The organism is Klebsiella sp. JB_Kp004 (assembly GCF_040065795.1).
Classification (GTDB): domain Bacteria; phylum Pseudomonadota; class Gammaproteobacteria; order Enterobacterales; family Enterobacteriaceae; genus Klebsiella; species Klebsiella quasipneumoniae.
In genome coordinates this window covers 17,421-44,419 of record NZ_JBEAKW010000045.1, presented here as the reverse complement: position 1 = coordinate 44,419, position 26,999 = coordinate 17,421, and the positions used below count along the sequence as shown (strand labels likewise).

General features: G+C 55.0%; 24 protein-coding genes, 1 other RNA gene and 1 pseudogene. 11 read left to right on the top strand and 15 right to left on the bottom strand.

The window, feature by feature from the left end:
* Window positions 1–17: 17 nt before the first annotated feature.
* Together oqxB and oqxA are read right to left on the bottom strand one after the other, a co-directional pair.
* A complete protein-coding gene (oqxB, locus tag ABLX76_RS19905) occupies window positions 18–3,170 on the bottom strand; it encodes a multidrug efflux RND transporter permease subunit OqxB (protein ID WP_004205762.1) in 3,153 nt (1,050 codons plus the stop codon).
* 23 nt (window positions 3,171–3,193) lie between these two features.
* Window positions 3,194–4,369, bottom strand: coding sequence for a multidrug efflux RND transporter periplasmic adaptor subunit OqxA (gene oqxA, locus ABLX76_RS19900; protein ID WP_087849583.1), 1,176 nt, complete (start codon window positions 4,367–4,369; stop codon window positions 3,194–3,196).
* A 333-nt stretch (window positions 4,370–4,702) separates the two neighbouring features.
* Here oqxA and ABLX76_RS19895 point away from each other — a divergent pair, with 333 nt between their 5' ends.
* On the top strand, window positions 4,703–5,056 hold the full coding sequence (locus ABLX76_RS19895) for a helix-turn-helix domain-containing protein (protein ID WP_004205765.1): 354 nt from the start codon (window positions 4,703–4,705) through the stop codon (window positions 5,054–5,056).
* Between the two features lie 19 nt (window positions 5,057–5,075).
* Here ABLX76_RS19895 and ABLX76_RS19890 read toward each other — a convergent pair whose 3' ends face one another.
* Window positions 5,076–5,648 carry a flavin reductase gene (locus tag ABLX76_RS19890; RefSeq protein WP_044524415.1) on the bottom strand — a complete coding sequence of 191 codons (573 nt, stop codon included), beginning with the start codon at window positions 5,646–5,648 and terminating at the stop codon, window positions 5,076–5,078.
* A gap of 211 nt (window positions 5,649–5,859) precedes the next feature.
* Here ABLX76_RS19890 and ABLX76_RS19885 point away from each other — a divergent pair, with 211 nt between their 5' ends.
* Together ABLX76_RS19885 and ABLX76_RS19880 are read left to right on the top strand one after the other, a co-directional pair.
* Complete coding sequence (locus ABLX76_RS19885; RefSeq protein WP_023290699.1) at window positions 5,860–6,744, top strand: LysR family transcriptional regulator; 885 nt, start codon at window positions 5,860–5,862, stop codon at window positions 6,742–6,744.
* 120 nt (window positions 6,745–6,864) lie between these two features.
* The gene (locus tag ABLX76_RS19880; protein WP_241515782.1) at window positions 6,865–7,665 is read left to right on the top strand and encodes a nucleotidyltransferase domain-containing protein; all 801 of its coding nucleotides are present in this window, start codon (window positions 6,865–6,867) and stop codon (window positions 7,663–7,665) included.
* A 142-nt stretch (window positions 7,666–7,807) separates the two neighbouring features.
* On the opposite strand, the gene ABLX76_RS19875 is transcribed toward ABLX76_RS19880, so the two are convergent.
* From ABLX76_RS19875 to ABLX76_RS19860, 4 genes are all read right to left on the bottom strand, one after another.
* Window positions 7,808–8,170, bottom strand: coding sequence for a cupin domain-containing protein (locus ABLX76_RS19875; RefSeq protein WP_241515783.1), 363 nt, complete (start codon window positions 8,168–8,170; stop codon window positions 7,808–7,810).
* Window positions 8,171–8,619: 449 nt separating this feature from the next.
* Complete coding sequence (locus ABLX76_RS19870) at window positions 8,620–9,186, bottom strand: XRE family transcriptional regulator (RefSeq protein ID WP_241515784.1); 567 nt, start codon at window positions 9,184–9,186, stop codon at window positions 8,620–8,622.
* Window positions 9,187–9,587: 401 nt separating this feature from the next.
* The gene (locus ABLX76_RS19865) at window positions 9,588–10,328 is read right to left on the bottom strand and encodes an SDR family oxidoreductase (RefSeq protein WP_023290695.1); all 741 of its coding nucleotides are present in this window, start codon (window positions 10,326–10,328) and stop codon (window positions 9,588–9,590) included.
* A gap of 663 nt (window positions 10,329–10,991) precedes the next feature.
* A complete protein-coding gene (locus ABLX76_RS19860) occupies window positions 10,992–12,245 on the bottom strand; it encodes an enolase C-terminal domain-like protein (protein ID WP_065883347.1) in 1,254 nt (417 codons plus the stop codon).
* Window positions 12,246–12,582: 337 nt separating this feature from the next.
* Here ABLX76_RS19860 and ABLX76_RS19855 point away from each other — a divergent pair, with 337 nt between their 5' ends.
* The 4 genes from ABLX76_RS19855 to ABLX76_RS19840 all read left to right on the top strand — a co-directional run bounded on the left by ABLX76_RS19855 (window position 12,583) and on the right by ABLX76_RS19840 (window position 16,665).
* Window positions 12,583–13,350: an SDR family oxidoreductase gene (locus tag ABLX76_RS19855; RefSeq protein ID WP_048325394.1), complete on the top strand. Its 768-nt coding sequence runs from the start codon at window positions 12,583–12,585 to the stop codon at window positions 13,348–13,350.
* Between the two features lie 83 nt (window positions 13,351–13,433).
* The gene (locus tag ABLX76_RS19850) at window positions 13,434–14,795 is read left to right on the top strand and encodes an MFS transporter (protein WP_064157700.1); all 1,362 of its coding nucleotides are present in this window, start codon (window positions 13,434–13,436) and stop codon (window positions 14,793–14,795) included.
* A 16-nt stretch (window positions 14,796–14,811) separates the two neighbouring features.
* The gene (gene idnD, locus ABLX76_RS19845) at window positions 14,812–15,855 is read left to right on the top strand and encodes an L-idonate 5-dehydrogenase (protein WP_064839457.1); all 1,044 of its coding nucleotides are present in this window, start codon (window positions 14,812–14,814) and stop codon (window positions 15,853–15,855) included.
* A gap of 90 nt (window positions 15,856–15,945) precedes the next feature.
* Window positions 15,946–16,665, top strand: a complete 720-nt coding sequence (locus ABLX76_RS19840) for a FadR/GntR family transcriptional regulator (RefSeq protein ID WP_048325388.1) — start codon at window positions 15,946–15,948, stop codon at window positions 16,663–16,665.
* A gap of 106 nt (window positions 16,666–16,771) precedes the next feature.
* Here ABLX76_RS19840 and ABLX76_RS19835 read toward each other — a convergent pair.
* The 3 genes and pseudogenes from ABLX76_RS19835 to smpB all read right to left on the bottom strand — a co-directional run.
* Window positions 16,772–17,194, bottom strand: a pseudogene (locus tag ABLX76_RS19835) (integrase core domain-containing protein); the annotation flags it as partial.
* A gap of 132 nt (window positions 17,195–17,326) precedes the next feature.
* Window positions 17,327–17,689: a transfer-messenger RNA gene (gene ssrA, locus ABLX76_RS19830) on the bottom strand.
* Between the two features lie 144 nt (window positions 17,690–17,833).
* On the bottom strand, window positions 17,834–18,316 hold the full coding sequence (smpB, locus tag ABLX76_RS19825) for an SsrA-binding protein SmpB (protein ID WP_002914164.1): 483 nt from the start codon (window positions 18,314–18,316) through the stop codon (window positions 17,834–17,836).
* Between the two features lie 149 nt (window positions 18,317–18,465).
* Between smpB and ABLX76_RS19820 the strand changes: the two genes are divergently transcribed.
* Window positions 18,466–18,903, top strand: coding sequence for a type II toxin-antitoxin system RatA family toxin (locus ABLX76_RS19820; RefSeq protein ID WP_008806099.1), 438 nt, complete (start codon window positions 18,466–18,468; stop codon window positions 18,901–18,903).
* Window positions 18,893–19,183 (top strand): RnfH family protein, encoded by a 291-nt coding sequence (locus ABLX76_RS19815; protein ID WP_004206851.1) that lies wholly within the window; start codon window positions 18,893–18,895, stop codon window positions 19,181–19,183. The genes ABLX76_RS19820 and ABLX76_RS19815 overlap by 11 nt, the downstream gene beginning before the upstream one ends.
* 69 nt (window positions 19,184–19,252) lie before the next feature.
* On the opposite strand, the gene bamE is transcribed toward ABLX76_RS19815, so the two are convergent.
* The 3 genes from bamE to nadK all read right to left on the bottom strand — a co-directional run bounded on the left by bamE (window position 19,253) and on the right by nadK (window position 22,367).
* Window positions 19,253–19,594: an outer membrane protein assembly factor BamE gene (gene bamE, locus ABLX76_RS19810; RefSeq protein ID WP_004206850.1), complete on the bottom strand. Its 342-nt coding sequence runs from the start codon at window positions 19,592–19,594 to the stop codon at window positions 19,253–19,255.
* Window positions 19,595–19,740: 146 nt separating this feature from the next.
* Entirely contained in the window at window positions 19,741–21,402 is a 1,662-nt protein-coding gene (recN, locus tag ABLX76_RS19805) for a DNA repair protein RecN (RefSeq protein WP_004206849.1), read from the bottom strand.
* 86 nt (window positions 21,403–21,488) lie between these two features.
* Window positions 21,489–22,367: an NAD(+) kinase gene (nadK, locus tag ABLX76_RS19800; protein ID WP_002914158.1), complete on the bottom strand. Its 879-nt coding sequence runs from the start codon at window positions 22,365–22,367 to the stop codon at window positions 21,489–21,491.
* 124 nt (window positions 22,368–22,491) lie between these two features.
* Here nadK and grpE point away from each other — a divergent pair, with 124 nt between their 5' ends.
* Window positions 22,492–23,082: a nucleotide exchange factor GrpE gene (gene grpE, locus ABLX76_RS19795; RefSeq protein WP_004174800.1), complete on the top strand. Its 591-nt coding sequence runs from the start codon at window positions 22,492–22,494 to the stop codon at window positions 23,080–23,082.
* Window positions 23,083–23,200: 118 nt separating this feature from the next.
* Here grpE and ABLX76_RS19790 read toward each other — a convergent pair whose 3' ends face one another.
* Together ABLX76_RS19790 and ABLX76_RS19785 are read right to left on the bottom strand one after the other, a co-directional pair.
* Entirely contained in the window at window positions 23,201–24,487 is a 1,287-nt protein-coding gene (locus ABLX76_RS19790) for an HlyC/CorC family transporter (RefSeq protein WP_023290690.1), read from the bottom strand.
* 19 nt (window positions 24,488–24,506) lie between these two features.
* Window positions 24,507–25,298 carry an inner membrane protein YpjD gene (locus ABLX76_RS19785; RefSeq protein ID WP_002914153.1) on the bottom strand — a complete coding sequence of 264 codons (792 nt, stop codon included), beginning with the start codon at window positions 25,296–25,298 and terminating at the stop codon, window positions 24,507–24,509.
* A gap of 163 nt (window positions 25,299–25,461) precedes the next feature.
* Here ABLX76_RS19785 and ffh point away from each other — a divergent pair, with 163 nt between their 5' ends.
* Complete coding sequence (ffh, locus tag ABLX76_RS19780; RefSeq protein WP_002914152.1) at window positions 25,462–26,826, top strand: signal recognition particle protein; 1,365 nt, start codon at window positions 25,462–25,464, stop codon at window positions 26,824–26,826.
* The last annotated feature ends 173 nt before the right edge of the window (window positions 26,827–26,999 follow it).

Sequence of the window (26,999 nt, the reverse complement as noted above, 5' to 3'; positions counted from 1 at the left end):
TTGTTATTTGCCGCAGGCTAGGCGGGCAGATCTTCCTGGACCGGCTTACTGCGGGTCACCAGTTTCCGTAGCGTCACGTAAAACACCGGCGTCAGGAACAGACCGAACAGCGTCACCCCCAGCATCCCGGAGAACACCGTGATCCCGGTGACGCCGCGGACTTCCGCCCCTGCGCCGTGGCCGAGGATCAGCGGAATGGTCCCGGCGATAAAGGCGATGGAGGTCATGACAATCGGGCGCAGTCGCAGGCGGCACGCCTCCAGCGCGGCTTCCATGATGCCTTTGCCCTGAATCTCCAGCTCGCGGGCAAACTCGACGATCAGAATGGCGTTTTTACAGGCCAGGCCCATCAGGACCACCAGCCCCACCTGCACGAAGACGTTGTTATCGCCCCCGGTCAGCCAGACGCCAAACAGCGCGGAGAGCATCGTCATCGGCACGATAAGGATCACCGCCAGCGGCAGGGTCCAGCTTTCATACAGCGCCGCCAGCACGAGGAACGCCAGCAGCACCGCCACCGGGAAGACGATCAGCGCCGTATTGCCCTGGGTGGCCTGCTGGAAGCTGAGATCCGTCCACTCAATATTCATTCCATTCGGCAGCACCTGTTTAGACATGGCATCCAGCAGCGTCATCGCCTGCGAGGAGGAGAGGACGCGCGGATCGGCATCGCCAATCAGGTCCGCCGCCGGATAACCGTTGTAGCGGATCACCGGATCCGGCCCGTAGGTGGTACTGATATTCACCATACTGCCGATCGGCACCATTTCGCCCTGATTATTGCGGGTGCGCAGATTGGCGATATCTTCCACGCTCTCGCGGTACGGCCCGTCAGCCTGGGCCATCACGCGCCAGGTACGCCCGAACTGGTTAAAGTCATTGACATAGGACGAGCCGAGATAGGTCTGCAGCGTGCCGAACAGATCGGTCAGCGATACCCCCTGCGCTTTCGCCTTATCGCGATCGACCTGGACATCCAGCTGCGGCACGTTAGCCTGGTAGGTCGAGATCGGGAAGTGCATCCCCGGCGTCTGCATAATCGTCCCGGACATGGCATTCACCGCGCTTTGCAGCGCGCCATAGCCCAGCCCACCGCGATCCTGGATGTAAAGGGAGTAGCCGGATCCCTGACCCAGTCCTAAAATCGGCGGCGGCAGGATGGAGAAGCCAAATCCCTGCTGGATTTGCGCGATTTTGGCGTTAATCTCCGCGTTGATTTCCGCCGCCGAGTGTTTGCGCTGATCGAACGGTTTCAGGCCAAAAAAGACCGTCCCGGTATTCGGCGTGTTGGTGAACTGCAGCGCGTTAAGACCGGGGAAGGCGACCGCATAATCGACCCCTTCGGTATTCATCCCGATCTCGCTCATTTTGCGGATCACTGCATCGGTGCGCGCCAGCGACGAACCTTCCGGCATCTTCACGCCGCCAATCAGGTACAGTTTGTCCTGGGTGGGAATAAACCCGCCGGGGACGACTTTAAACATCACCCCTGCGGCGCAGAGCAGCAGCAGGTACACCACAAACACCGCGCCACGGCGGCCGAGGGTTTTACTCACCAGCCCCTGATAGCCGTTCGAACTGCGCAGGAAAAAGCGGTTAAACGGACGGAAAATCCAGCCGAACAGACGATCGATCAGCCGGGTAGGGAGGTCTTTTTTCGCGCCGTGCGGCTTTAACAGCAGGGCTGCCAGCGCCGGGGAGAGCGTCAGCGAGTTGATGGCCGAGATCACCGTGGAGATGGCGATGGTCACCGCAAACTGCTTGTAGAACTGACCGGTCACGCCCGAGAGAAACGCCATCGGCACGAACACCGCGCACAGCACCAGCGCAATAGCGATAATCGGCCCGGAGACCTCTCGCATCGCCTGATGCGCCGCGGCGAGCGGCGCAAGCCCCTCTTCGATATTGCGCTCGACGTTTTCCACCACCACGATGGCGTCATCCACCACGATACCAATCGCCAGTACCAGCCCGAACAGGCTCAGGGTATTCAGCGAGAAGCCCAGCAGATAGAGAATGCTGAAGGTACCGACCACCGATACCGGCACTGCGATCAGCGGGATAATCGACGCGCGCCAGGTCTGCAGGAACAGGATCACCACCAGCACCACCAGCACCACCGCCTCCAGCAGCGTCTGCACCACCGCGCGGATGGAGTCGCGCACGAACACCGTTGGGTCGTACGGCGCCGCCCACTTCATATCTTCCGGGAAGCGAGTGGCCAGCTCGGCCATTTTGGCACGCACGGCGTTCGACAAATCGATGGCGTTAGCCCCCGGGGACTGAAAGATACCGATCCCGACCGCGTCCTTGTTGTTGAGCTGGGAGCGCAGCGCATAGCTACCGGAACCCATCTCGATGCGCGCCACGTCGCGCAGGCGGACCAGCGAGCCGTCCTGCGCTGTTTTCAGAATGATATTGCCAAACTCTTCTTCGGTATGCAGACGGCCCTGGGCGTTAATCGAGATCAGGAAGTCGCTCTCCTGCGGCAGCGGCTCGGCGCCAAGCTGCCCGGCGGAGACCTGGACGTTTTGCTCCTGCATCGCCGTGACCACGTCCGAGGCGGTCAGCCCGCGCGCCGCCACCTTATTGGGATCCAACCAGACGCGCATCGCATATTCGCCGGAACCAAATATCTGGATCTGGCCGACGCCGGGCAGGCGCGCCAGCTCATCCTTCACCTTCAGCGTGGCGTAGTTGCGCATATACAGCGAGTCGTACTTACCGTTTGGCGAAAACAGATGCACCACCAGGGTCAGCGTCGGGGACTGTTTCTGGGTGGTGATCCCCAGACGGCGCACATCCTCCGGCAGACGCGCCTCCGCCTGCGCGACCCGGTTCTGCACCTGAACCTGCGCCTGATCCGGGTCGGTACCCGGGCGGAAGGTCACGGTGGTCACCAGCACGCCGTCGGAGCCGGCGACCGATTTCATGTACATCATGTTTTCAACGCCGTTGATCGCTTCCTCCAGCGGCGTCGCCACGGTCTCGGCAATCACTTTCGGGTTGGCGCCGGGATACTCCGCGCGCACCTGCACGCTGGGGGGCACGACGTCAGGATATTCGCTCACCGGCAGCAGCGGGATGGCGATTAACCCGGTGATAAAAATTAAAATCGACAGCACCGCGGCGAAAATTGGCCTGTCGATAAAAAAGCGGGAAAAGTCCATGTCTTGGATTCTCTGATTAGGGATCAGTTGAGGGCGGCGCTGGGGGTCATGGCAACGGTTTTGGCGTTAACCGGCATACCCGGCATAAACACTTTTTGTAAGCCGTCGACGATGACGCTATCCCCAGGCTTCAGACCCTGCTTCACGACGCGTAAACCGTCGGCCAGCCGCCCCGGCGTGATATCACGTCGCTGCGCTTTGCCATCTTTATCAACGATATAGACATATTTACGATCCTGATCGGTGAGCACCGCTTTGTCGTCGATAAGCGTAGCCTGGAACGCCGCGCTGCCCGGCAGACGCACGCGGGCAAACAGACCCGGCGTGAACAGCCGCTGCGAGTTATCCAGCAGGGCGCGCATGCGGATGGTGCCGGTGCTCGGTGTTAACTGATTATCGAGAAAATCCACTTTGCCCTGATGGGGGTAGCCCTCTTCGCCAACCAGGCCAATCTCCACCGGGAGCGCCTGATTATCGCTGGACGCGCCTTGCCCGCGGCGGGCGAGATTTTGATAGTGGAGGTAGGTTGACTCGTCGACGTCAAAGTAGACGTACACCGTCTTCTGCGAGACCAGGGTGGTGAGCACGCTGGCGGTGTCGCCCGCCGTGACCAGGTTGCCGCTGGTGATCAGCGCGCGGCTGGCGCGGCCGTCGATAGGGGCGGTCACTTTGGTGAAGTCGAGGTTAAGCTGCGCGGCATCCACCGCCGCCTGCGCGGCGCGAATATCGGCCTGCGCCTGTACCGCGGCTGACCGGCGCTGCTCCCACTCTTCACGGGAGACGAGGTTGGTATGAACTAATTTATCGGTGCGGTTCGCCTCGCTTTGCGCCAGGCTGGCCTGCGTTTTGGCTCTCGCCAGCGTCGCCTGCGCCTGCTCCAGCGCGGCGCGATAGGTTCTGTCGTCTATCGTGAACAGCACCTGGCCCTTTTTCACCTCCTGGCCGTCGGTGTAATTCACTTTATCAATATATCCCGAGACGCGGGGGCGGAGCTGAACGCTCTCCACCGCTTCTATGCGACCGTTGAAACTATCCCACTGACTGATCGACTTCACCAACACCTTAGCGGCGCTGACGGCAGGCGCGGGCGGCGCGGCGTTTTGCGCGACGCTGTCGTCGCAGCCGACGAGCAGAAAGGAGAGCATCATCGCGCCGAGCGCGGTCCGGTGAATGTTTCCCCAGGTTTTTTGCAGGCTCATTATTTTTATTCCAGTCATTGTAGCCGCCGGGCAAGACGCAGCCTGAGAGGCTGCGCCACTTCCTTTGTCCGGGCTGGCTTAAGGCCATTTGTGTCGATCATCGCCACAAAATTGTAACAATTTCGAATACACTATCGCGGCGATTGTAGGAAGGCGCTTAACTAAGTGCAAGAATAATTGTTGCACTTTATGTGCGATCCTCACCGGAGAAAAAAGGCGCGATCCTGGCAGGGTTTTAAATGCAACAATAAAACTTGCATTTTGTGTAAAACCAGGCCACCTTTTAATGCAACTGCTAAAGATGCTTTTAACCGGCCGCGAGGGGGAAATATGATGAACACTGGCGCCATCATTCAGGATCTGATCGACTGGATCGACAACCATCTTGATAGCCGTCTGGATATTGATACCGTTGCCCGGCGAGCCGGCTATTCGAAGTGGCACCTGCAGCGGATCTTCAAAGAACATACCGGGCACCCCCTCGGGGAGTATATCCGGGCGCAAAAGCTGCAAAAATCGGTCGAACGCTTAGCCCACAGCAACGAGCCGATCCTCAACGTGGCGATCGCCCTCGGATTTGACTCGCAGCAGTCCTTCAACCGCAGCTTCAAGCGCCAATATGGCCAGGCACCCGGCGTCTGGCGCCGGAGTATCAGCCGCTCTGCCGCGCAGACATCTCGTCAGTGATGCTCATGACCGGGGAGGGTCAGTCCTTACCCGGTCCATGATCGAATTTGCTGCCTTTGCCGATGGCATAGAACTGCCCGCCTGCGACATAGTGAACGGTCCGCAGCTCGTCCGGCGCATCATCAAAGATCCAGTGTCCGTTGCGGAATACCCGGTCATCGCTCCAGGCGGCGACGATGTCGCCCATAAACAGATTGTGCTGTTGCTGGATGTCCGGGTAAGGCATCACTTTGCACACCAGCCAGCCCGCGCAGCCGGCGACAAGGGGGAGATCGAACCCCGGCTGATAAAAGAAGGGGATAGTGTCATTTTTATCCGGCGCGTCGGCATAGCTGCGCCCGCCAGCGTAGAGGACGGTTGCCATCTGGCTGACTACGGGGATCTGCACGACGAAATAGCCGCTCTTTTCCACCAGCTGACGAGTGAAAGCCTGGGGGCCGATATAGGCCACCACTTTTCGCTCGCCTGCCAGCCCAACCCAGGCGGCTGACATGACATTTTCGACGCCATCATATTTTGCGGAAATCATGGTGGTGGACCCGACCTGCAATAAACGATACGCCTTACGTAATTCGACAGGCTGAACGGACATTATTTTTCCTTTATGCGTGTTATTTAACGTGTTGATTCTATGGATATTTATTGAGGGCATGGTCATTTTTGGCCCCTCACGCGATATCCACAGCGCAACGATACGCCAGGCGATTAAGCGCAAAAAGATGCGTAAATTGTTTTCATTATTCATAATCAACGAATAATCATGCCGCCTGTCGGTAGGCTGCTCGCTACAGGGGAGAAAGAAGGTGGATCGTATCCAGGCTATGCAGATGTTTATGCGCGTCGCGGAGGCAGGGAGCTTCGTGCGTGCCGCGGAAACCCTTTCCCTGCCGGCCTCCACTGTCACCAGTACCATTAAAAACCTTGAGAAATACCTGAAGGTGCGACTGCTGAACCGGACCACAAGGCGGGTGAGCCTGACTCCGGAAGGGATGCAGTATCTGGCGCAGTGCCGGGAAATTCTCGCCCTCATCGAACATAGCGAATCCAGCCTGAGCGAGTCTGTCGCGCGGCCTCAGGGGCGCCTGCGGGTTGATATGCCCGCGGGCATCGCGCATTTCATCGTCATGCCCCATCTGCAAGACTTTTACCGACGTTACCCTGATATCTACCTGATGATCGGGGTCAGCGATCGGCAGGTCGATCTCATTCAGGAAGGCGTCGACTGCGTGATACGCACGGGAGAGCTGAACAACTCCAGCCTGGTGGCCCGGCCTCTGGGCCGCTTTCGCTGGGTCACCTGCGGGTCACCGGACTATCTCAGGGAATATGGCGTGCCGCCATCACCGGAGGCGCTCTCTCAGCATCGGGCCGTGCATTATTTCTCCGGCCAGGCGAGGCGGGCCGATGAGTTCCGCTTCCTTCGCCACGGCGAGACTTTTTCTGTACCCGTCAGCGGCACCGCCGCGGTGAATGAAACGGGGCTTTATATAAAAATGTGCCTGGCAGGATTTGGGCTGGCGCAGCTGGCGGAGAATATCGTGGCTGACCACCTGCGGGAGGGGAGGCTGGTGGAAGTGCTGGCGGACTGGCAGCCGCCCCCGGTACCTGTCACGTTGCTCTATCCGCACCAGCGCTTTCTCTCTCCCGCCGTGCGGGCGTTTGCTGAGTGGATGAGCGAGGTGGTTTGAGGGGAGTATCGTTTCGGGAGCCCCGCATGGGAGCGCAGGGCTCCTGCAGAAATATCTGGTCTGCCGATCAATCACTCGATACTCTGTAATGCTTTGTCTTTTTTGTGAACAGGAAAAAGGATGTTTAATACGCTCCCCGATTTACACAGAAGTTTTGCAGAGCAACTGAAGCTTAAATTACAGTCTGACCCGCGGATCCTCGCCCTTCTCGCCGGCGGCTCGTTTATCCATGGCGGGTTTGATCAATACTCCGATCTCGATTTCGTGGTGGTGGTCGACCCTCTCTATTATGACGAAATCATGGCTCAGCGTATGGCGTTCGCCGGAACCCTCGGCCATCTGCTACATGCTTTCACCGGGGAACACGTCGGCGAGCCTCGGCTGCTGATCTGTCTGTTTGGCCCGCAACTTCTGCATGTCGATCTCAAATTTATCACCCTGGACATGCTCACTCAGCGCGTTGAGGAGCCTGCCGTGCTATTTACCCGTGATAGCGATGCTCTCCAGCGCCAGCTGGCAAAATTTAGCGCGCACTGGCCGAACATGACGCCGGAGTGGTTTGAGTCCCGAGCCTGGATCTGGCTGCATTATGCCGGGGTTAAACTGGGCAGGGGCGAACTCTTCGAAGCGCTGGGGATGCTGTCCTTCTTCCGCGAACAAGTGCTGGGACCGATGCTGTTCCGTCGCGCCAATCTACCGCAACGCGGGGTTCGCCGAATAGAAGCCCTCGGCATTGATCCCGATGGCCTGCTGACTTCCACTCTGGCAACGCACGATCGTCACTCTGTCGGGATTGCCATCCGAAGGGCTGCCGACGCTTATGTCAATCTGCGGGCTGATGCGCTGCCTGAGAATATTGCAGACGATGCGGCGCGGTGGGCGCTCCTTGCCATGCTGGACGCCTATTCTGACAAGGAGTAAATCTATCCCTCCGGCCGCTGACGCGGCCGGAGTGTGTAAGGGGGGCGCGAGATGTCGTGGGGGGCTTATCCTGAGAGGGGGGGCGGGTAACCGGTAACGCTAAAACTTCCCCTGGCCCGGTTTGCTCCGCACCGCCAGACGATTAGAGTTTATCCAGTTCACGCACCGTACGTTCATTGACGATATTACCCGTATTCAGGGTCGATTTTGGCTCCAGTAAAACGACGCAGCACTCTTCGGTTAACGCTTCAGGACAATGCTCAGTTCCTTTCGGCACAATAATAAACTCACCGGCATCAAGACTGATATCGCCTGTTCTTAAGCCCATTCGCAAGCGGCCGCTGACCACAAGAAAAAGCTCGTCCTCCTGTTCATGATGATGCCAGTCAAATTTTCCGGATAATTTAGCCAGTTTGACATATTCGTTATTCATTTCGCCGACAATTTTCGGGCTCCAGTAATCGCTGAACAGAGCAAAACTGTCTTTTAAATTAACTTTACGCATTCATCTTCTCCGTCACACATATTTAATGCGGGTGGGTTGATTTCGCCATAAAAAAAGAGCAGGCATTGGGCCGCACGGCGCACAGCCGGGTTAGGCGATATTGATCGCTAATAAAAAGACGCCAGGATCATCAGGAAAGTGACCGTATTATGGCCAGCTTTCCGGCTATTACGCCTGCTTTGCTTTGTGGGAAAATACAGCGCAAGCAGGCCGGTTCTGCTGTTCGAAATAACAATACAGTTAACCGGCAAACTGAACAACGGGTTTCCCGATGACGGGGGAAGATATTTATCAGTTCGCAATCAATCGACTGAATTTAATTAATTTTATTTTTAAAATAATTTTCCCTCAGGCATTCAGCGGACCGTTTTTGTTTCTTTAAGTGAACAGATGCCCGAAACGCCGGCGCCATATCTCAGGTCTCCAGGTCCGATAATGGTGCGGCGGAGTTAACCGGGCTCGAGGTGAGTCATCACCACCGTCGCACTAACCGCCGTTTCCGTTGCGCTGTACGTATGCGCAATCTCCGCAGAGAAGGCATAAAAATCCCCGGGCTCCAGGGTGACGACTTCATACTGGCTCAAGCGCAGGCGCAGAGTTCCGCTGTGGACCAGAATATGTTCATGCGCCCCCTCTGAATGTCCGGGGCTGTGTATGGTGACCAGCGGTTCCATTTGCAGCAACCATATCTCGGAGGTATTGCCGGGGCCGATGCGGAATTTCATCATTTGCGAATACTCGCCCGGCACAGGGCGATATTTTTCAAAGCGGGGATACATCCTGCTGCCGCTTAGCAAATCACCGACCGGTAAACGTAACGCGGTGGCGATAGCGTCCAGCGTATCAACTCGGGGACTGGAAGATCCTGATTCCAGTTTGGATAACGCTCCCTTTGAAACCCCTGACAATTTAGACAGATCGTTTAACGAAATCCCCCGGGACTGCCGTAGTCGTCTTATTTTACTGCCGATGTTTAATGACAACGCAGCTGGTTTATCGCGTTCTGAATCTGCCATTATTGCCTCCCTCCCCGAGTGAGTCCTTCTCATCCGAATAAACGCCCCGCCCAGTTGAGATTGCGGTAGGGACATAACACTGCTGTCGCTGGCCTGATATGTCATCGCTGCATCAACAGTCAGTGATTCTTCACGCGCCCGCCATGCCTGAATACCACGTTTATCCTTTCAAATGAATCATTTTGGTGTTTCCCGGTTTGATGGGCTGTCTGGGTAACGGGAGATATTGCACATTGAATCTGTTCGTTGCGTTCGGATGTTGCCGGGCTGTTTTAAGCGAAAAATGGACGATTCTGGAGTAACGGATTGTTTATTGATGTATGCAGGGGCCGTTATTTTCCCCACTTCTACAGTGGGGGTTTGAGGATCTGTATCAGGAAATGATGCCGGTGTTGCCATATCTAGTAATGCACCAGCCCGCCATCTACCGCGTACTGACTGCCGGTGACATAGGATGCATCATCAGAAAGCAGGAAAAGTGCGACAGCAGATGCTTCTTCCGCGGTTCCTGCCCGGCCGAGGGGGACCTGGCTGACAACAAAATCTTCAAACTGCTGACGCGACTCTTCCGGCATGAAATGTCTAAAGTTCGTTTCGATCGGACCCGGTACCAGCGTATTGGCGCGAATACCCCGCACAGCCAGGGCAGAGGCCCAGCTTTTAACCATTGCGACAACTGCGCCTTTCGTTGCTGCATAGAGGCTGGTCATTGCCGCACCTTCATATACAGATGAAGATGAGGTGACAAGAACAGATGCGCCTGAATTGAGGGATCCAGAAAGAGCGGCAAGCTGCAGCATCGGGCCGCGGACGTTAGCATTCATCATGCGGTTAAAAGCATCCGCTGTCACCGATTCCGGAGCACCTACTTCTGCGAAGCCAGCATTAAGCCATAGTCCGTCGAGTGAACCCCAGTCGCTTATCGCTGCCTGAAGAACGCTTATATCGGCTTCGCTGGCTGCATCGTTCTTCAGAATGAGAGATGATTCAGGCAGTAGACTACGGGCGCGCTTCAGCCTTTCATCATTGAGGCCCGTAATGGCAACATTGCCGCCCTCACTAACAATGCGCAGTGCGCCTGCAAATCCCATACCGCTGGTACCGCCAGTGATAAGGATGCGTTTACCTTGAAATCTGCCCATAATTCGCCTTTCTTTGTCTTTAGAACCATCACGTACCTGACGAAGATAACCATCAGTCGTCATCTGTTTCATCACCCAATGGTGACATTATGGCTGCAGCGTTGGCATTTGGCACGAAGCGGGGTAGGGGCCAATGCTGATGGTGGCCCTTTTTTCAGCGTCGGGGGAGTGTATCTGAAATACCAGATCTATCTGCCGAATGGCTTAATCAACAACGCCAGACCGTCGCCATTGCGTAGTCGATACTCGGCATTGGCTTGTGATTTCAATGGGGTAGACATGTTTTTGCACCATGATTTTTTACGTTATGGCATCGTAGTGCAAAACAAGCATAGATGATGCTCGAGATTTATACCGAGAATATGACCTCACAGGTAACAAAAAAGCCCGCAGGGCTTGCGCCGTGCGGGCTCTTAGGACTTCATCGGATGACTCTGGTAATCACCGATGGGCTGGTAGCGGCGTAATTAGTGCAGGAGTAGATCAATTCTGTTGGGGATGTTTATAGGTTGCTTAGAAGGGAAGGCGCAAAAAGAGTGGTGACGGTATTGATAGGGAAAGGCGTATTTATGCGTTGGATTTTTATGGTGATTCGTCGGACTCATTATTGTGAGTGGCTAGCTCTAATAAAGACCCGGCAGATTTAAGCCGGGTCTTTATTATTTACGGTCTTGAAGCCGTGCCGTCAGGTGTGCGCGCCATTGTCCAGGAAGGGATCCCCCCCTCGCACGGGTATTTCGCCGCCTCGGCTTCATCAATGTCGATACCCAAGCCAGGCTTATCGTTCAGGTAGGCATAGCCGAGGTCAATCTCCGGGCAACCCGGGAAGACATCACGCAGCGCGTCGTTCATGGGCGTGTATTCCTGAATGCCGAAGTTCGGTGAACTCAGATCCAGATGCATATTGGCGCAGACCCCGACTGGTGAAATATCACCAGGACCGTGCCACGCGGTACGCACGCCGTTCAGTTCGCTATAGACAGCGAGTTTCTTCGCCGGCGTGATACCGCCGATGGTGCTCACATGACAACGAATGTAGTCGATCAGTTTGTTGTCGATGAGCGGCTTCCACTCATTAACATTGACAAACAGTTCGCCCATGGATATTGGCGTGGAAGACTGCTGGCGCAGCATTTTCAACCAGTCGATATTTTCCGGTGCGACTGGGTCTTCGAGATAAAACAATTGATATTGTTCCACTGTCTTTGCAAGGTTAATGGCGGCCACCGGGGTGACGCGCTCATGGACATCATGAATAAATTCGATGCCAAAACCGAGCTTGTTACGCAGGTGGTCGAACAGACGCGGAACGCTTTTGGCGTAGGCATCCGGGTCAAAGTAGATGCCAGGCGTTTTGCTGCGCGGTGAACGTTTCGGCTGAATGTTCTTCGCACGTGCCAGCTGCGTGGCGATCAGTTTGAGGTCATCGGTCCCCGCACCACCATACATTCCCATCTGGCAGCGAACGTACTGGTAGCCTTCTTCCATTCTGGCGCGGATGTTATCTTCCACTTCAACTTCATCGCCACCGTCAGTGTGACAGTACAATGGGATCCCATCACGGCATTTGCCGCCCAGCAGATCATAAACCGGCATCCCCGCCAGCTTACCTTTGATATCCCACAGCGCCATGTCCACGCCGGACAATGCATTGTTCATGATCGGGCCATTGCGCCAGTAACCGCTCACCGCGCCTGACTGCCAGATGTCCTCAATACGGGTCGGATCTTTGCCAATCAGAAAAGGCGCCATGTACTCATCGATCGCGTTTTTTACCGCGAAGATACGCTGCGTAAAGGTCGCGCATCCCAGCCCATACAGCCCCGGCTCATTGGTTTCTATCTTAACGACCGCCAAATCAATGCCGCCCGGCGCCGTCAGAATCGTTTTCACGTTAGTGATTTTCAGGTTACTCACTTTCTCTCCTCAACTCAGCGAATTTACCGCATGTCATACCGTTGTGGATGACATGGTGCATATTTGTAAGTTGTCCTACAACTTAGTGCTGTTATATCACGCTTCTTTTACAAAGGATCGCTTAGAGTGCCATTCTGTGATAGCGATCAAATTGCGTTCAATTAAAATTAAGCAAATACTTATAATTCAATCACTTAATGTTAATAACATGATCGCGAAGTGGAGCTGTTTGTGATCCTTGTTGCAAATTCATAGGTGAACTGTTGATTTTGTCAGGACGAAAATTCAACCTTAAAAAAGACAGTCGTCATACAAATTAAACGAATGAGGAATCAACATGAACGCTTTATTTGATTTAACCGGGAAAACGGCGCTGGTGACGGGTTCTGCACGCGGACTGGGCTTTGCCTACGCAGAGGGCCTTGCCGCTGCAGGCGCACGGGTCATCCTGAATGATATTCGCGACACACTGCTGGCCGAATCCGTGGATACACTGACAAGCAAGGGTTACGACGCACAAGGCGTGGCTTTTGACGTCACCGATGAACAGGCGATTGAGGCGGCTTTTAGCAAACTCGATGCAGAAGGGATCAGTGTGGATATCCTGATCAATAACGCCGGTATTCAGTACCGTAAACCGATGGTCGAACTGGAGCTGGAAAACTGGCAGAAGGTGATCGACACTAACCTGACCAGCGCATTTCTGGTGTCCCGCGCGGCGGCAAAACGGATGATGGCCCGTAACAGTGGCGGCAAAATCATTAATATTGGCTCGCTTACCAGCCAGGCTGCACGACCGACCGTTGCCCCGTACACGGCGGCAAAAGGCGGTATCAAAATGCTCACCTGCTCGATGGCCGCAGAATGGGCACAGTTTAATATCCAGACCAACGCCATTGGGCCGGGCTACATTCTGACGGATATGAACACTGCACTTATCGAAGACAAACAGTTCGACGCCTGGGTGAAAAGCAGCAACCCCTCTCAGCGCTGGGGTCGTCCGGATGAGCTTATCGGCACGGCCGTCTTCTTATCATCCAGAGCATCCGATTATATCAACGGGCAGATTATTTACGTCGATGGTGGCTGGCTCGCCGTGTTATAAGCAGCCCGTACTCTACCTACTCGCCTTTAAAACTGATGGCATGTGTTCACCCCAATGCATGCCGATATAACACAGGTATCATTATGAAGGCTTCAAGACAACGACTCTTTATTCTCACATTGCTGTTTATTGTGACTGCAATTAATTATATGGATCGCGCCAATCTTGCCGTTGCTGGTTCGAATATCCAGAATGATTTCAGTCTGACGCCAACACAACTGGGTTTGCTTTTCTCCATGTTTACCTGGGCCTACGCCGCCAGTCAAATTCCTGTCGGCTATGTCCTTGATCGCATTGGCTCACGTATTCTTTACGGTGGTGCAATTATTCTGTGGAGTATTTTTACCTTTATGATGGGGTTCGCCTCACACCATTTATTCGCGACGGCAACCGCTTCATTTGCCATGCTTCTGGCCTGCCGCGCATTAATTGGTGTTGCCGAAGCACCGTCCTTCCCGTCTAACACGAAAATAATCGCAACCTGGTTCCCAGACCATGAGCGAGCCCGTGCGACCGCGATTTATTCCAGTGCACAATACCTTGGTCTCGCGCTGCTGACACCTGCCCTCGCCTTTATTGTGGCTAATTACGGTTGGGAAATGTCGTTTTATCTGTCCGGGGGCGCCGGGATTCTGTTTGGCATCTACTGGCTTATGTATTACCGCGATCCACAGCACAGCACCGCTGTGAACCAGGCAGAACTGGATTATATTAAAGCAGGCGGCGGCTATGGTTCGGCGAACCAGTCCTCCGTGAGTGCAAAAATTAGCTGGCAAGATATTAAGTTCTTCCTCAGCAAAAAAACGATTTGGGGCCTGTTCATCACCCAGTTTGCCTGCTCGTCTACACTCTATTTTTTCCTGACCTGGTTTATTGTTTACCTGGAAAAAGGGCTGCATCTCTCTATTTCAAAAGCCGGGGTGGGTGCTATGCTGCCCTATATTATGGCGATGCTGGGGGTGCTTTGTGGCGGTACGCTAAGCGACATGCTGCTGAAAAAAGGAAAATCCCGAACGTTGGCACGAAAATTACCCGTTATGGCTGGCCTATGCGTCACCATGATTATCGGTCTGGTCAATTTCTTTGAAAACCAGCCGGTTATTGCGATTATCATTCTGTCTGTTGCGTTCTTTGCTAACGCCTTTTCAAACCTGGGTTGGGTGGTCTGGAGTGATGTGATTCCTCGTAATTTCCTCGGCACGATGGGCGGCTTTTTAAATATTTGCGGGAACCTTTCTGGGATCGTTAGTCCAATTGTTATTGGGGTTATTCTCCAGCGCACGCAAAACTTCCAGTACGCTATGTGGTATATCGCAGGCGTCGCCGGACTGGGCTTATTAGCCTACATATTTTTGGTGGGAAAGATTGAAGTGATCCTGCCTGAAAAAAAGAATGCCGACACCGTGGATAAGAATACCATTAATCCGGCAACTGCCAACAAATAATGAGGTCATCATCAAAATGGGAAAAATAACCTGTAACGCTTGTCTGGCCCATGCGGAAAAAGACGTACGCTTTGAATCACGTGAAATCGAGCATGATGAACATGATGTCGTCGTGAAGGTCGCTTGCGGCGGCATCTGTGGCTCTGATATCCACTACTATCAGCATGGCCGCGCGGGGATGTCTGTCCTCAAGCATCCGATGGTGATTGGCCATGAGTTTGTTGGCGTGATCAGCAAAGTGCCAGCAGGCAGCGAGCTGAAAGTTGGCCAGACGGTTGCTGTGAACCCGTCCAGCCCCTGCAATCAGTGCGAGATGTGCCTTTCCGGCCATCAAAATCTGTGCGGCTCCATGTGCTTTATGGGCAGCGCGCAGTTCAATCCACATGTGAATGGCGGTTTTTCTGAATACGTGGTGGTAAAACCGGAGCAATGTATTCCTTACGATAGGCGCGTGCCTGCAAACGTGATGGCCTTTTCGGAACCGCTGGCGGTCGCTATTCATGCAGTAAAAAAGGCGGGCCAGTTGACCGGCAAACGCGTACTGGTGATTGGCGCAGGCCCCATTGGTTGTCTGATCGTCGCGGCGGCGCGCAGTGCAGGAGCATCTGAAGTGGTGGCTTCCGATCTCAGCCCACGCTGCCTGGAACTGGCTCGCCAGATGGGGGCCACTGCGGTGATGGATCCGCGGGTTGAAGAACAGGTTGTCTATTATCAGCAGCATAAAGGCTATTTTGATGTCGTGTTTGAGGCCTCTGGCGCGCCGATTGCCGTGACATCCACCGTCGATTTCACCCGCCCTGCAGGCACCATCGTTCAGGTGGGGATGGGCGCCAGCCCGGTAAGCTGGCCAGTGTCTCCGATGCTGGTTAAAGAACTCAATTGGGTCGGGTCATTCCGTTTTATCGGTGAGTTCATCACCGCGGTACGCTGGCTGGAGGATGGTCGCGTCGATCCTCGCCCGCTTATCAGCGCCGAGTTCCCGCCCCAGCAAATTGAAGACGCATTGATTACCGCCACAGACAAAAATGTCTCTGCTAAGGTGCTCATTCGTTTCGATTAACGGTGAAAAGCGCCCAGCCGGGCGCTTTGTTCTTAAAAGTGAAGTGTTATACAATAAATTACTTCAGCGACATCTTAACGGATACCCATCTTGAGCATAAAATCCATTCAAAAACAAAATGTTGTAAATGAAATTTATGATCAGATCTGCAGCAAGCTGCTGGACGGCAGCTGGGCGCCAGGTAGTCGTTTACCTTCGGAAGCGGAGCTAACTGCCTCATTTAACGTTAGCCGTGTCAGTGTACGTAGTGCGGTACAGCGTTTTCGTGATCTTGGGATAGTGGTGACACGGCAGGGTAGCGGCAGCTACGTGAGCGAAAACTTCACTCCACACATGTTGAGTAACGAGCCCCGCCCAATCATGCACCTGAGTCGCGAAGAATTTCACGATATGATGATTTTCCGCCAAACCGTGGAATTTAAATGTGTGGAACTCGCGGTCTTGAACGCTACCGAAGACGATATTCGTCAGCTCGAAGAAGCATTGAACAATATGCTGATCAACAAGGGTGACTATAAAAAGTATTCAGAAGCGGATTACGAGTTCCATCTGGCAATTGTCAAGGCCTCTCATAATAGTGTCTTTTACAATGTTATGAGTTCAATTAAAGATATCTATTACTATTATCTTGAAGAGCTCAACCGTGCACTGGGTATTACTCTTGAGAGCGTGGAGGCTCATATTAAGGTCTACATGTCCATTAAGAACCGCGATGCTAGTTCTGCTGTACAAGTTCTCAATGAAGCGATGTCTGGAAATGTTGTTGCTATTGAAAAAATTAAATCTATAGATATCTCTGGGGATAAATAATCGCAATTCCAGGCTGTAACCTGAATGGCTGTTGCTTTTATCTGGGAAATCATCTGCCTGCTGGTGTTTCGTTTTATTGATCTGCCTCCAGTATTAGATATAACCTTCAGGTTGATTTTTCTTCATGTTTCCTGTTTCGCCAGCCTGCTGCAAATTCAGCTGGCGTCTGGTAATTCAGCGATGAATGAGGACTGGACTCGTTATAGTCATGCCGCCAGCCATGAATAATTTTCCGGGCATGAAGAACTTCGCTGAACCAGCTCTCATTCAGGTATTCATCCCGAAAGCGACCGTTGAAACTCTTAATAAATCCGTTCTGAGTTGGCTTGCCCGGCTGGATTAAGCGTAACTCAACACTATGTTCAAAGTCCCATTGTTCCAGTTCGCTGCAGGTAAATTCCGGGCCCTGATCGGTTCTTATTGTCGCCGGGTAGCCCCGAAATAGTGCGATGCTGTCCAGAATATGCGTGACCTGAACACCTGAAATACCGAAAGCAGCCGTGATCGACAGACACTCCTTTGTGAAATCGTATACCAATAATCACAGGATTTAGCCGGATGTTCTCGAACAACAACAGGCACAAAAAAGCCCGCAGGGCTTGCACCGTGCGGGCTCTTAGGACTTCATCGGATGACTCTGGTAATCACCGATGGAGAATTTTGGTGGAGCTGGCGGGAGTTGAACCCGCGTCCGAAATTCCTACATCCTCGGCACTACATGCTTAGTCAGTCTTTACATTCGCTTGCCAGCTGCGGACAGACACGCCACTAACAAACTAGCCTGATTAGATTTAACGCTTCAACCCCAGGCAGGGCATCCACGCGATCTCTTTTGGGTTTGACCTCTCTTTGATCCCCGTCTTAAGAGCGGAAGCTAGGGAGAGAGGGCTCAGAGCAGGTTATTAAGCTGCTAAAGCGTAGTTTTCGTCGTTTGCGACTATTTTTTGCGGCTTTTTACGAGGCCAACCGCCCCTCGGCATGCACCTTGGGTTTCGCAAATCCCGTCGAATCCAGAATCAGCCCCAATGTGTAGGTCAAGTATAACAGATTTGTGAATGTCGTTACCAGCCCCATAACGCAGGATTCTTTCAGCAGGGGTGGACGAAAAAGCAGCATCAACAAGGATATAACGTAAGGGCCAGCGAGAGCTGGCCCTCAGGGGAGGGGGTTAGCGTCCGGCGTGCTTCATAATACGCGCCTTATCCAGCGCCCATTCACGATCTTTCAGATCGGTACGCTTGTCATGCTGTTTCTTACCTTTGGCGACGCCGATTTTCACTTTGCACCAGGCATTCTTCCAGTACAGCGACAGGGCGACAACGGTGTAACCTTCGCGGTTAATGCGGCCGTACAGCGTGTCGAGTTCGCGCTGGTTGAGCAGCAGCTTACGGGTACGCGTCGGGTCGCAGACATAGTGGGTGGAAGCCACGGCCATGGGCGTAAAGTTGGCGCCGAACAGGAAGGCTTCGCCATCCTTCAGGATGACATAGCTATCGCCGATGTTGGCTTTGCCTGCACGCAGGGATTTGACTTCCCAGCCCTGCAGGGCGAGACCAGCCTCGTATTCATCTTCGATAAAGTATTCGTGACGGGCGCGTTTATTCAGCGCAATGGTGGCTGATCCAGGTTTGTGGGCTTTTTTCTTAGTCATAATGTCCTGAAGTCATCGTCTTATACACAGTTACCTCGATCGCATCCTGCGAGGTGTACTGCGCATCTTAGCACGAGTTGCGGCACAGCGTTTTTTTTAGCAGCAGATAAATGATATTATTTGCACTGTGTTTAAATGTGGAACCTGCTATGCCTCAGATTAGCCGTACTGCGCTGGTGCCTTTCAGCGCGGAACAGATGTATCAACTGGTAAACGATGTGAAGTCCTATCCTGATTTTCTGCCAGGCTGCACCGGTAGCCGCGTGCTGGAATTCGGGCCGACGCAAATGACGGCGGCGGTTGATGTGTCCAAAGCCGGCATCAGTAAGACCTTCACGACCCGGAATACACTGACCAGCAACCAGAGTATTTTGATGAGCCTGGTGGATGGCCCGTTCAAGAAGCTGATTGGCGGCTGGAAGTTTATTCCGCTGAGCCCGGAGGCGTGCAAAATCGAGTTCCATCTCGATTTTGAGTTTACCAATAAGCTGATTGAGATGGCCTTTGGCCGGGTCTTTAAGGAACTGGCCGCCAACATGGTGCAGGCGTTCACTTCGCGCGCCAAAGAGGTCTACAGTGCCAGCTAATATTCGTGTTGAGGTCGCTTACGCACTGCCTGAAAAGCAGTACCTGCAGCGGGTCACTCTGGACGAGGGGGCGACGGTCGAGCAGGCGATTATCGCCAGCGGCCTGCTGGCGCTGCGTGATGACATCGATCTGGCGAAAAACAAGCTGGGTATTTACAGTCGTCCGGTTAAGCTGCACGACGAAGTCCATGACGGCGACCGGGTGGAAATCTATCGCCCGCTGATCGCAGATCCGAAAGAGCTGCGTCGCCAGCGGGCGGAGAAAAACGCCGCGAAGTAACCGGCAGCAGCAGACCCGCTATCGGCCATAAAAAAAGCGCTCATTGAGCGCTTTTTGCTTTTCCGGGCCTTACTGACTGGTCAGCGCGGGCTTGTTATCAATGTTGGTTAACACGCCGCCATTGTTGAAGGTCAGGGTCAGGGTCTGCTGAGTCACTTTCTCGTGGCCCGGCTCCTGACGGAATACATAGAACCAGGTGTTGGTGCCGAACGGATCCGACATCATTGGCGTTCCGAGAGCATAAGCAACCTGCTGTTGCGTCATACCGACACGAATTTTTGCTACATCGTTAGGTGCCAGATAGTTACCCTGGTTGATGTCAGGACGGTAAACCACTCGTTCCAGAGTGGAACAGCCTGCGGTCAACATAAGAAGAACCGCTGCGGCAGCAGTCAGCGTTTTACAGCGCATAGTGATTTGATTCCTTTTTGGGCCCGAGCAGTACGTGGCTCATCTGTAATATGCCGATAATAATAGACCTTCGCGCCGATGGAAACCTCCGGCTGCGGTCAGCAGGCAATTTGCTGTTCACTATGACCCTGTGAAAATCAAAAAGTTTACGCCGCAAGCAACTCTTTCGCGTTCGCCAGGGTGTTGCGCGTGACCTCGCTGCCGCCCAGCAGGCGAGCCAGCTCCTGCAGACGAGCACGCTTATCCAGCGGCTGCATATGGGTTTCGGTCATCTCGCCATCGGTCTCTTTGCAGACAAAGAAATGATGGTGGCCGCAGCCTGCGACCTGCGGCAGGTGGGTAACGCACATCACCTGCGTGGACTCGCCCAGTTGGCGCAGCAGCTTGCCGACCACCGCCGCGGTAGGGCCGCTGATGCCGACGTCCACTTCGTCGAAGATCAGCGCCGGGGTTTCCATTTTACGCGCGGTGATCACCTGAATCGCCAGCGCAATACGCGACAATTCACCGCCAGAGGCCACTTTCGCGATCGGCTGCAGCGGCTGCCCCGGGTTAGTGGTGACGCGGAACTCAATATGATCGGCGCCGTCGGCGGTGAGATGGCGTTCATCAAAAGCGACCTCAATCGCGAAGACCCCGTGTGGCATCGAAAGTGAGTGCATACTCTCGGTGATAAGCTGGGTCAGCTCGTCGGCGCTGGCCTGGCGCAGGGCGTGCAGCTGGCGCGCGGTCTCCAGCGCCAGCTGATGATGTTCGACCACCTGCTGGCTGAGGGATTCCAGCGAGCCGGCGCTGTCGTCCAGCAGGCGCTGCTCTTCGAGCATCGCCTGATAAACCGCCGGCAGCTCTTCCGGCATCACCTGGTGTTTACGCGCCAGCGCGATTTGCCGGGAAATCCGCTGCTCAAGTTCGAACAGTCGATTAGGATCGAGGTCCAGACGGTCGTGATAGTGGCGCAGCTCATCGCTGGCCTCGCTGAGCTGAATGGCCGCCTCTTCCAGCATATCCAGCACGCCGGAAAGCTTGCTGTCCATACCCACCAGCTCGCTGACCAGCTGCTTCGCGGTATAAAGCTGGCTCTGCAGGTTGGCTTCTTCGCCGTCTGCCAGTACCGTCAGGGCGTGCTGACAGGTGCTGAGCAGCTGACCGCTGTTGGCCAGGCGTTTGTACTCTTCGTCAATCTGCTCAAACTCTCCCGCCAGCGGGTTAAATTCGTTCAGCTCTTTAAGCTGGTACTGCAGCAGATCGGCGCGGGCGGCGCGCTCCTGGCTCTGCTGCTGATGCTGAGCCAGCTCGCGGCAGCTCTGGTGCCACTGGCGATAGTGCTCTGCCATGCGCTGAGTGAGCGCATACTCACCGGTATAGCCGTCGAGCAGCGTTTTCTGGTGTTCGGGTTTGGTCAACAGCTGGTGCGCATGCTGGCCGTGGATCTGGATCAGCAGCTGGCCCAGCTCGCGCAGCTGCGAGAGCGGGACGGCGGTGCCGTTGATGAAGCCGCGCGAGCGGCCGTCGGCGCTGATCACCCGGCGAAGTAAACACTCACGCCCGCTCTCCAGCTGGTTCTCTTCCAGCCAGCGCTGGGCGGCCGGGGTATCTTTCAGCGCGAAGCGCGCGCACAGGTCGGCACGGGTGGCGCCGCGACGCACCATGTCGGCTTCCGCTCTGCCGCCGAGGCACAGCCCCAGCGCGTCGATGGCAATGGATTTCCCGGCGCCGGTTTCCCCGGTGATGGCGGTCATACCGCTGTGGAAATCAATTTCCAGTTCACGAACGATAGCAAAATTACTGATGGTGAGTTGCGCCAACATAGCTGCCTTCCTGTATGAAAAACCAATACTGTGTTTTCGTACAGTATAGACTGGTTTTTTATCCAGTAAAGAGGCAGCGATGTAAATCAGAACAATTTTTTCGACCAGCCGAGCTTGGTGCTTAATGTATTGAAATAGCTGTAATCTTTAGGATGAATCAGATTGAGGTGGTAATCACAGCGGCGAATGAGAACGTCTTCGCCATCCTGAATCGGCAGAGCAATCTGGCTGTCGCAGCTGATCTCCAGATCGCTGCAGCGGTGAGAGAAGCGCAGGCGGATGGTGCTGTCGCCGTTGATCACCAGCGGTCGCGCCGAGAGGGTGTGCGGGAACATCGGCACCAGGGTGATGGCGTCCAGCGACGGGGTGAGGATCGGGCCGCCGGCCGACAGCGAATAGGCCGTGGAGCCGGTCGGAGTGGAGATAATCAGGCCGTCGGAGCGCTGGGAGAAGGCAAAGACTTCATCGATATAGACTTCGAACTCAATCATATGCGCCACTTTGCCGGGGTGCAGCACCACTTCGTTGATGGCGGTGCTGATGCGTTTCTGGCAATCCTGCTGGCACACCTGGGCCTCCAGCAGAAAGCGCTTCTCCGCGATGTAGTGGCCTTCCAGCACGTCGGCGAGCTGCTGCAGGGCGTTGTCCGGGTCCAGGTCGGTGAGAAAGCCGAGGTTGCCGCGGTTAATGCCGATGACGTTAATGTCATAACGGGCCAGAGTTCGCGCCGCGCCGAGCATATTGCCGTCACCGCCTACCACCACCGCGAGGTCGGCCTGTTGGCCAATCTCCGCCAGCGTGCCGGTTTTCACGTTGCTGAGCTGGAGTTCATGGGCGATCTGCTGTTCAACCAGCACTTCATACCCTTTGCTGCACAGCCAGCGCCAGAGCATTTCATGTGTGGTCAGGGCGGTGGGGTGACGAGGATGTCCCACAATGCCGATACACTTGAAATGGTTCTTCATGATCTGGATGTCCTTGCGTTAAATGAAATAGTGACAATCTGTCCGCTTCCCTTGAAACCCGGAAACTGATCCCCATAATAAGCGAAGTTAGCGAGATGAATGCGAAAAAAACGCGGAGAAATTCATGAGTAGTAAAGAACAGAAAACGCCTGAGGGGCAAGCCCCGGAAGAAATTATCACGGAGCAGCACGACGACGTTGAGGCGGTAGAGCCTGAAGTTTCGGCTGAGCAGGTGGATCCGCGCGATGAAAAAATTGCGAATCTGGAAGCCCAGCTGGCTGAAGCGCAGAAACGTGAACGTGAAGTGATGCTGCGTGCCAAAGCCGACGAAGATAACCTGCGTCGTCGTACCGAGCAGGATATCGAGAAAGCGCACAAATTCGCGCTGGAAAAATTCGTCAATGAACTGCTGCCGGTGATCGACAGCCTGGACCGCGCGCTGGAAGTGGCCGACAAGGCTAACCCGGAGCTGGCGCCGATGGTGGAAGGGATCGAACTGACCCTCAAATCTATGCTGGACGTAGTGCGTAAGTTTGGCGTGGAAGTGATCGCCGACACCAACGTTCCGCTGGATCCGAACGTCCACCAGGCCATTGCGATGGTCGAGTCTGAAGACGTGGCGGCGGGCAACGTGCTGGCCGTGATGCAGAAAGGTTACACCCTGAACGGCCGCACCATTCGCGCCGCGATGGTGACGGTAGCAAAAGCGAAATAACGTTTGCTGCCTTGCTCAACGGCTGCCCGCGGGCGGCCGTTTTTTATGCCATCGCTCCCGGCGCGAGAAAAAAAACGGCGGGCCGCAGCCCACCGTGATGTTAATTCCTTCGCTCGCGCTACTCCGCGACGCTCTCGCGTAATGATTTCACCGGCATCACTTTCACCTGTTTGATCATGTTGTCCTGCACGTCGAGGATATCAATATCATACTGCTCAATGCGCACGCGGGTGCCCGGGACCGGGATCTCTTCCAGCGCTTCAAGGATGATACCGTTGATGGTGCGCGCTTCATCTTCCGGCAGGTTCCAGTTGAACGCTTTGTTGATCTCGCGAACGTTGGCGCTGCCGTCGATTATCACCGTACCGTCGTTGAGCGGGGTCACTTCCTCCGCCAGGGTGGGTGACATGGAGGTGGTGAAGTCGCCGACAATCTCTTCAAGAATATCTTCTACAGTAACCAGCCCCTGAATATCGCCGTATTCATTAACCACCAGGCCGACTTTCTTTTTATTGCGCTGAAATTTCACCAGCTGGGTGCTGAGCGGCGTCCCTTCCGGAACAAAGTAGATCTCATCTGCCGCCCGCAGCATGATCTCTTTTGTGAACTCTTTCTTCTCCGTCATCAGGCGGTAGGCTTCGCGGACGCGCAGCATGCTGATGGCATCGTCCAGCGAATCGCGGTAGAGCACAATGCGGCCGTGTGGGGAGTGGGTCAGCTGGCGGACGATAGATTTCCAGTCGTCATTGATGTCGATGCCGACAATCTCATTGCGCGGCACCATGATGTCGTTAACGCTGACTTTCTCCAGGTCCAGCACCGACAGCAGCATATCCTGATTGCGTCGTGAGATTTGTGAACGGGATTCATTCACAATCGTGCGCAGTTCATCTTTACTCAGGGCGCTGCTGATGACGGTATCGGTGCGGATGCCCATCATGCGCATCAGCATGCGGGTGATGGTATTCAGCAGCCACACCAGGGGCATCATCAGCACCTGCAGGGGCGCCAACAGGAAGCTGCTGGGGTAGGCGACCTTTTCCGGATAAAGGGCGGCGATGGTTTTCGGCAGGACTTCGGCAAACACCAGCACCACAAAGGTGAGCACGCCGGTGGCGATCGCGACGCCGGCATCGCCATAGAGGCGCATGCCGACGATGGTGCCCAGCGCCGAGGCGAGAATGTTGACGAGGTTATTGCCGATGAGCACAAGGCTAATCAGGCGGTCCGGCTTGCGCAGCAGCTTCTCCACGCGCTTGGCGGGGCGGTTGCCTTGTTTCGCCATATGACGCAGCCGGTAGCGGTTCAGCGTCATCATGCCGGTTTCGGAGCCGGAGAAATAGGCAGAGATAATCACCATGACGATCAGCGTTATGATCAGCGTGGTGGTGGAGATATGTTCCACGTAGGATTCCTTAAAAGACTTAGCTCACGAACTGTTGCAGCACGCGGCTACCAAAATAGGCCAGCGTCAGCAGACCGGCGCCAGCGACGCTGAACCAGACCACACGACGTCCGCGCCACCCTTCATGATAGTGGCCCCACAGCAGGACGATATAGACGAACCACGCAATAATCGACAGCACCGCTTTATCAATGTTTTCGCTGCTGAACAGATTGTGCATATAGAACAGACCGCTACACAGCGTCAGGGTCAGCAGCACCACGCCGACCTGGGTGATGTGGAACATTTTGCGCTCAATGCTCATCAGCGGCGGCATTTCGCTACTGAAGGCCAGCTTTTTGTTCTTTAACTGGTAGTCGATCCACGCCAGCTGTAGCGCATACAGCGCGGCAATGATCAGCGTGGCGTAGGAGAAGAGCGACAGGCCGATATGCACCAGCATCCCCGGGGTGGTTTCCAGGTGGGTGATATATTCGTTAGGCACGAAGGTGGCGAAGGCCAGATTGATCAGCGCGAAGGCATAGACGATAGGCAGCAGCAGCCAGCCGCGATTGCGCGAGGCCACGATAGTCATTACCGTACAGATCATCAGGCTCACCAGCGACCCGACGTTCAGTAAGCTGAGGTTTTGCCCGCTCTCGCCGCCGGGAAATATCCGTGCTTCCAGCGCAAAAGCATGGCAGATCAACGCGATAGTCGCTGATAAAATCGCCATTCGCCGCCAGCTGCTGTTTTTTTGCAGCAAGCCGGGGATAATCAGCGCGAGGCTGACAGAGTAGGCGACAAGGGCGAGTAGAGCAAAAACAGGCATAGGTGTCGGCTGTTGGATAAATAAGAAAGAGAAGCAGTATAACGTCAGCAGGCCTCTGCTCCAACCGTTGCAGCACATTCAGATTGATGTCGTGTTATACTCCGCCACATTCGTTTTGTGTGTCGCTGCGGCGACCGACCGTTTCCACCTCAGGCGAGAGACAATGTTTGATAATTTAACCGATCGTTTGTCGCGTACGCTGCGCAACATTAGCGGCCGCGGACGCCTTACAGAAGACAATATTAAAGACACCCTGCGCGAAGTGCGCATGGCGCTGCTGGAAGCGGACGTTGCGCTTCCGGTGGTACGTGATTTCATCAGCCGCGTCAAAGAGAGCGCGGTCGGCCATGAAGTCAATAAAAGCCTGACCCCGGGTCAGGAGTTCGTCAAAATCGTCCGCAACGAGCTGGTGGCGGCGATGGGCGAAGAGAACCAGACCCTCGACCTGGCGGCGCAGCCGCCGGCGGTGGTGCTGATGGCGGGCCTGCAGGGTGCCGGTAAAACCACCAGCGTCGGTAAGCTGGGGAAATTCCTGCGCGAGAAGCACAAGAAGAAAGTGCTGGTGGTCTCCGCTGACGTTTACCGCCCGGCGGCGATCAAACAGCTGGAGACCCTGGCCGAGCAGGTCGGCGTCGACTTCTTCCCGTCCGACGTCGGGCAGAAGCCGGTTGATATCGTCAACGCGGCGCTGAAAGAAGCGAAGCTCAAATTCTACGACGTGCTGCTGGTGGATACCGCCGGTCGTCTGCACGTTGACGAAGCGATGATGGACGAAATTAAGCACGTCCACGCCGCCATTAATCCGGTTGAAACCCTGTTCGTCGTCGATGCGATGACCGGCCAGGATGCGGCGAATACCGCCAAAGCCTTTAACGAAGCGCTGCCGCTGACCGGCGTGGTGCTGACCAAAGTGGACGGCGACGCCCGCGGCGGCGCGGCGCTGTCGATTCGCCATATTACCGGCAAGCCGATTAAATTCCTCGGCGTCGGCGAGAAAACCGAAGCGCTGGAACCGTTCCATCCGGACCGCGTCGCCTCCCGCATCCTCGGCATGGGCGACGTGCTGTCGCTGATCGAAGATATCGAGAGCAAAGTCGACCGCGCGCAGGCCGAGAAGCTGGCTTCCAAGCTGAAGAAAGGCGACGGTTTCGATCTCACCGACTTCCTTGAGCAGCTGCGCCAGATGAAAAACATGGGCGGCATGGCCAGCCTGATGGGCAAGCTGCCGGGTATGGGCCAGATCCCGGACAACGTGAAAGCGCAGATGGATGACAAAGTGCTGGTGCGTATGGAGGCGATCATCAACTCGATGACCCTGAAAGAGCGCGCTAAGCCGGAAATCATCAAAGGTTCGCGTAAGCGCCGTATCGCCGCCGGCTGCGGGATGCAGGTGCAGGATGTGAACCGTCTGCTCAAGCAGTTCGACGACATGCAGCGCATGATGAAGAAGATGAAGTCGAAAGGCGGCATGATGAAGATGATGCGTGGCATGAAAGGGATGATGCCGCCAGGCTTCCCGGGCCGCTAATCGGCCTGGCTTGTTTGCCATTTCGCCACCGGGGTGTGCTCGCCATCCTCGCGTACTACGTGTACGTTCCGGTGGCTGCGCGCACGCCGGCAGCGAACTGACTGCACCGCCGACGGCCTTTTACAGCAGACTTATCAACTGCTGATTGCATTTTCCCCAGAAATCAGTAAAAT

Coding starts and splice junctions, on each gene's coding strand:
- oqxB (WP_004205762.1), bottom strand. CDS start 3,170: ATGGACTTTTCCCGCTTTTTTATCGACAGGCCAATTTTCGCCGCGGTG.
- oqxA (WP_087849583.1), bottom strand. CDS start 4,369: ATGAGCCTGCAAAAAACCTGGGGAAACATTCACCGGACCGCGCTCGGC.
- ABLX76_RS19895 (WP_004205765.1), top strand. CDS start 4,703: ATGAACACTGGCGCCATCATTCAGGATCTGATCGACTGGATCGACAAC.
- ABLX76_RS19890 (WP_044524415.1), bottom strand. CDS start 5,648: ATGTCCGTTCAGCCTGTCGAATTACGTAAGGCGTATCGTTTATTGCAG.
- ABLX76_RS19880 (WP_241515782.1), top strand. CDS start 6,865: ATGTTTAATACGCTCCCCGATTTACACAGAAGTTTTGCAGAGCAACTG.
- ABLX76_RS19875 (WP_241515783.1), bottom strand. CDS start 8,170: ATGCGTAAAGTTAATTTAAAAGACAGTTTTGCTCTGTTCAGCGATTAC.
- ABLX76_RS19870 (WP_241515784.1), bottom strand. CDS start 9,186: ATGGCAGATTCAGAACGCGATAAACCAGCTGCGTTGTCATTAAACATC.
- ABLX76_RS19865 (WP_023290695.1), bottom strand. CDS start 10,328: ATGGGCAGATTTCAAGGTAAACGCATCCTTATCACTGGCGGTACCAGC.
- ABLX76_RS19855 (WP_048325394.1), top strand. CDS start 12,583: ATGAACGCTTTATTTGATTTAACCGGGAAAACGGCGCTGGTGACGGGT.
- ABLX76_RS19850 (WP_064157700.1), top strand. CDS start 13,434: ATGAAGGCTTCAAGACAACGACTCTTTATTCTCACATTGCTGTTTATT.
- idnD (WP_064839457.1), top strand. CDS start 14,812: ATGGGAAAAATAACCTGTAACGCTTGTCTGGCCCATGCGGAAAAAGAC.
- smpB (WP_002914164.1), bottom strand. CDS start 18,316: ATGACTAAGAAAAAAGCCCACAAACCTGGATCAGCCACCATTGCGCTG.
- ABLX76_RS19820 (WP_008806099.1), top strand. CDS start 18,466: ATGCCTCAGATTAGCCGTACTGCGCTGGTGCCTTTCAGCGCGGAACAG.
- bamE (WP_004206850.1), bottom strand. CDS start 19,594: ATGCGCTGTAAAACGCTGACTGCTGCCGCAGCGGTTCTTCTTATGTTG.
- recN (WP_004206849.1), bottom strand. CDS start 21,402: ATGTTGGCGCAACTCACCATCAGTAATTTTGCTATCGTTCGTGAACTG.
- nadK (WP_002914158.1), bottom strand. CDS start 22,367: ATGAAGAACCATTTCAAGTGTATCGGCATTGTGGGACATCCTCGTCAC.
- grpE (WP_004174800.1), top strand. CDS start 22,492: ATGAGTAGTAAAGAACAGAAAACGCCTGAGGGGCAAGCCCCGGAAGAA.
- ABLX76_RS19785 (WP_002914153.1), bottom strand. CDS start 25,298: ATGCCTGTTTTTGCTCTACTCGCCCTTGTCGCCTACTCTGTCAGCCTC.
- ffh (WP_002914152.1), top strand. CDS start 25,462: ATGTTTGATAATTTAACCGATCGTTTGTCGCGTACGCTGCGCAACATT.